At 74.8% G+C, this 3,429-nt stretch carries 3 protein-coding genes and 1 pseudogene; 2 read left to right on the top strand and 2 right to left on the bottom strand.

The window, feature by feature from the left end:
* Window positions 1–171 precede the first annotated feature (171 nt).
* Window positions 172–438 (top strand): protealysin inhibitor emfourin, encoded by a 267-nt coding sequence (locus AAHZ94_RS30950; RefSeq protein WP_349997037.1) that lies wholly within the window; start codon window positions 172–174, stop codon window positions 436–438.
* A 107-nt stretch (window positions 439–545) separates the two neighbouring features.
* Entirely contained in the window at window positions 546–1,379 is an 834-nt protein-coding gene (locus AAHZ94_RS30945) for a GNAT family N-acetyltransferase (RefSeq protein WP_349997036.1), read from the top strand.
* A 191-nt stretch (window positions 1,380–1,570) separates the two neighbouring features.
* On the opposite strand, the gene era is transcribed toward AAHZ94_RS30945, so the two are convergent.
* The gene (gene era, locus AAHZ94_RS30940; RefSeq protein WP_349997035.1) at window positions 1,571–2,512 is read right to left on the bottom strand and encodes a GTPase Era; all 942 of its coding nucleotides are present in this window, start codon (window positions 2,510–2,512) and stop codon (window positions 1,571–1,573) included.
* A 340-nt stretch (window positions 2,513–2,852) separates the two neighbouring features.
* Window positions 2,853–3,429 (bottom strand): annotated as a pseudogene (locus AAHZ94_RS30935) (hypothetical protein); the annotation flags it as partial.

Genomic DNA, 3,429 nt, shown 5'->3' with positions numbered 1-3,429 from the left:
GGGTGTGCGGGGGTGGGTCGGGGCCCAGCACCGGCCTCAGCGGCAGCCTGGCCCGTACGCCAAACCCCCCCCCCCCCCCCCCCGGGGCGCCCCCCCGCCCGGGGGCCCCCCCCCCCCCCCGCCCGGGGGGGGGGGCCCCCCCCCGCCCCGCCGGCCCGGTAGAGAGGGACCATGCGGATTACCGTCACCAGGACCGGCGGCTTCGCCGGCATCACGCGCCGGGCCGAGCTGGAAAGCGCCGGTCGGCCCGATGGGGCGCGCCTTGAGGAGTTGGCCCGTACGGCGCTCGACGAGGGGGCGCGGTCCGCCCCGGTGGGTGTCGCCGACGGCTTCCAGTACCGGATCGAGGTGGACGGCGCCCCGGTGTACTGCGCCGATCCGAAGCTGACCGAGCGACTGCGGGAGCTGATCCGTACGGTGCTCAAAGAGGGGGCGTGAGGGCGCGCGGGGCGGGTGCGGGCGACATCGGCTGAGGTGCCGGGGCTCGCCGGCGCCCCGTCGAAACCCAGTGGCCCGGTGCACCGACGTGTTGCTTGGATCGCAGCATGACCCCTCACCACCCCCTGCTGGGCCGCTTGGAACGGTTCTATGACGCGGTGTCACGCCCCGTCGCCCGAGCCGAGGACATCGGGCCGCTGACCTTATTCGTACGCGAAGGGACCGGCTGGCCGCTGTACGCGCGGCCCGCCCTCAGGGAGACCGGGCCGGTGAGCGCGGACGATGTGGACCGGGTGCGGGAGCGGCAGCGGGCGCTCGGACTGCCCGAAAGCTTCGAATGGGTGGCGGAGACCACGCCGACCCTGCGGGCGGCCGTGGAACGCTCGGGCCTGACGGTCCACGAACACCCGCTGCTGGTGCTGGGTCCCGGCGCGCTGCTGCCGATGGTGCGGCACCGGCCCGACGGCATCACCGTACGGATGGTGGCCCCGGCCGATCCCGCGCTGCCCGGCGCGTTGACGGTGCCGCACCTCGCCTTCGGCGACCCCGGCACCCGGGTCGGCACAGCGGGCCCGGCGGAACTGGTGGCGGCGCTCCCCCGGTACGGCACACCGGATGCGGTACGGGCCGCCGCCGACGGCATCCGCGCGGGGCGGACGGCGGTCGCGGCGGCCGTGGACGACGCGAGTGGCCTGGCGCTCTGTGCGGGGCAGCGGCTGGTCGTCGCCGACGTCAGCGAGATCGTCGGGGTGGGCACGCTGCCCGCGGCCCGGCGCCGCGGGCTCGCCCTGGCAGTGACCGCGGCCCTGGCCGCCGACGCCCGCACGCGCGGGATACGCACCGTCTTCCTGTCCGCATCGGACGAGGAGGTGGCGCGGCTGTACGGGCAGATCGGCTTCGTCCGGGTGGGGACGGCGCTGATCGCAGGGGCCGAGGGGTAAGGGGTAGGCCGGTGGGGTGGCTGAGCTGAGCGGCCCGACCCGGGGCGTACGAAGCTGCCCTGGGCCGCGGACCGATCGACCCACCCGGCGGTACGCGGCGCCGTCAGACCACCCCGCGGTACGCGCCGTCGGCCCGAGCGGTGAAACCCGTGGCCGCCCGCCCGGTCGGCGGCAGAAACCGGGCTCCGGGGTCAGAAGCCGAGCTTGCGGAGTTGCTTCGGGTCGCGCTGCCAGTCCTTGGCGACCTTGACGTGCAGGTCGAGGAAGACGGGGGTGCCGAGCAGCGCCTCGATGTGCTTGCGCGACTTCATGCCGACCTCCTTCAGCCGGGCGCCCTTCGGGCCGATGATGATGCCCTTCTGGCTCGGCCGCTCGATGTAGACGTTGGCGTGCACGTCGAGCAGTGGCTTGTCCTTGGGGCGGTCGGCCCGCGGGATCATCTCCTCGACCACGACCGCGATGGAGTGCGGCAGTTCGTCGCGTACGCCCTCCAGGGCCGCCTCGCGGATCAGCTCGGCCACCATGACCTGCTCGGGCTCGTCGGTGAGGTCGCCCTCGGGGTAGAGCGGCGGGCTGGTCGGGAGCAGCGGGACGAGCAGGTCGGCCAGCAGGTGCACCTGGGTGTCGGCCACCGCGGACACCGGGACGATCTCGGCCCACTCGATGCCCAGGTCGCGGCCGAGGCGGTCGATGGCGATCAGTTGCTCGGCCAGTTGCTTGGAGTCCACCAGGTCGGTCTTGGTGACGACCGCGACCTTGGGCGTCTTCTTGATCTCGGCCAGTTCGGCGGCGATGTACCGGTCGCCGGGGCCCAGCTTCTGGTCGGCGGGCAGGCAGAAGCCGATCACGTCGACCTCGGCCCAGGTGGTGCGCACCACGTCGTTGAGCCGCTCGCCGAGCAGGGTGCGCGGCTTGTGCAGGCCGGGGGTGTCCACCAGGACGAGCTGCGCGTCGGGGCGGTGCACGATGCCGCGCACGGTGTGGCGGGTGGTCTGCGGCCGGTTGGAGGTGATGGCCACCTTGGTGCCGACCAGAGCGTTCGTCAGGGTGGACTTGCCCGCGTTGGGGCGACCGACGAAGCAGGCGAAGCCCGCGCGAGGGGGGGCATCGGTGGAGGGGGTACGAGCGCTCATGCACTCATTCTCCCCGATCGGGGCGGCGACCCGGACCATCCGGGGGTGCCGGGGCGGCCCACCGACGTCGGACCGGCCCGGGGCCGGGGCCCCGTACGGGGTTGGCTGGTGCGGGGTTGGTGCCTTCGTACGGTGGCTGACGTGCGGCTCGACGGGCGGGGCGGGGCTGCGGTCAGCGCGGGGCTGCGGCCGGGGTGGAGCGGGGCTGCGGCCGGGGCCGGGGCCGGCGCGGGGTGGGCCCGGCGGCCTCGGTGGGTCCGGCGGGTCGCAGCCGGTGGGGGCGGCGGGCCCGGTACGTCGCCATCGGTGAGGTGGCAGCAGGCCCGGTCAGCGGGTCCGGTCAGCGGGTCCGGGTCAGTCGGCGGAAGAGCCAGACCACTCCGCCGAGCGTCATCAGCACCGTGGCGGCGAGCACGAGCTGGTGGGTGCCGTTGCCGCTGACCCAGTCGTAGATCAGGCCGGTCCAACAGATCACGGTGGCCACCACCGCACCGCCGACCATGAGCGGGTCCGTCTTGTCGGCCCGCCGGGTGTCACCACGCCCGATGTGGACCTTGCGTACGGCCTCGGGCAGCAGGATCAGCACCCAGGCCAGCGTGAACCAGGCGAAGCCGTCCCCGGACACCGCATCCACCGCGACGCTGACCAGCAACAACGCGCCGCAGACCAGCAGCGCCCAGCCCACCGCCGAGCCCTCGCCCCGCGGCGCGGAAGGGCGCCGGGAAGCGGAGGGGCTCCGGGGCTCGGGGGCGGTGGGCTTGGTGGCCGGATCGATGGTGGACTCAGCGGCCGGATCCGTGACCAGGTCAGGGGCCGACTCAGCAAGCACGTCAGGGGTGGACCCGGTGGCGGGACGCCCGGCGGCGGGTCCGGTGGCTGGGTGTGCCGTGGCGGCCGGCCCGGGTGCGGCCCGGGGG

The organism is Streptomyces sp. HSW2009, from assembly GCF_040240285.1.
In the GTDB taxonomy this organism is placed as follows: Bacteria; Actinomycetota; Actinomycetes; order Streptomycetales; family Streptomycetaceae; genus Streptomyces.
The sequence above is the reverse complement of the archived record's forward strand: the minus strand, read 5'-3'. Positions and strand labels throughout refer to the sequence as shown.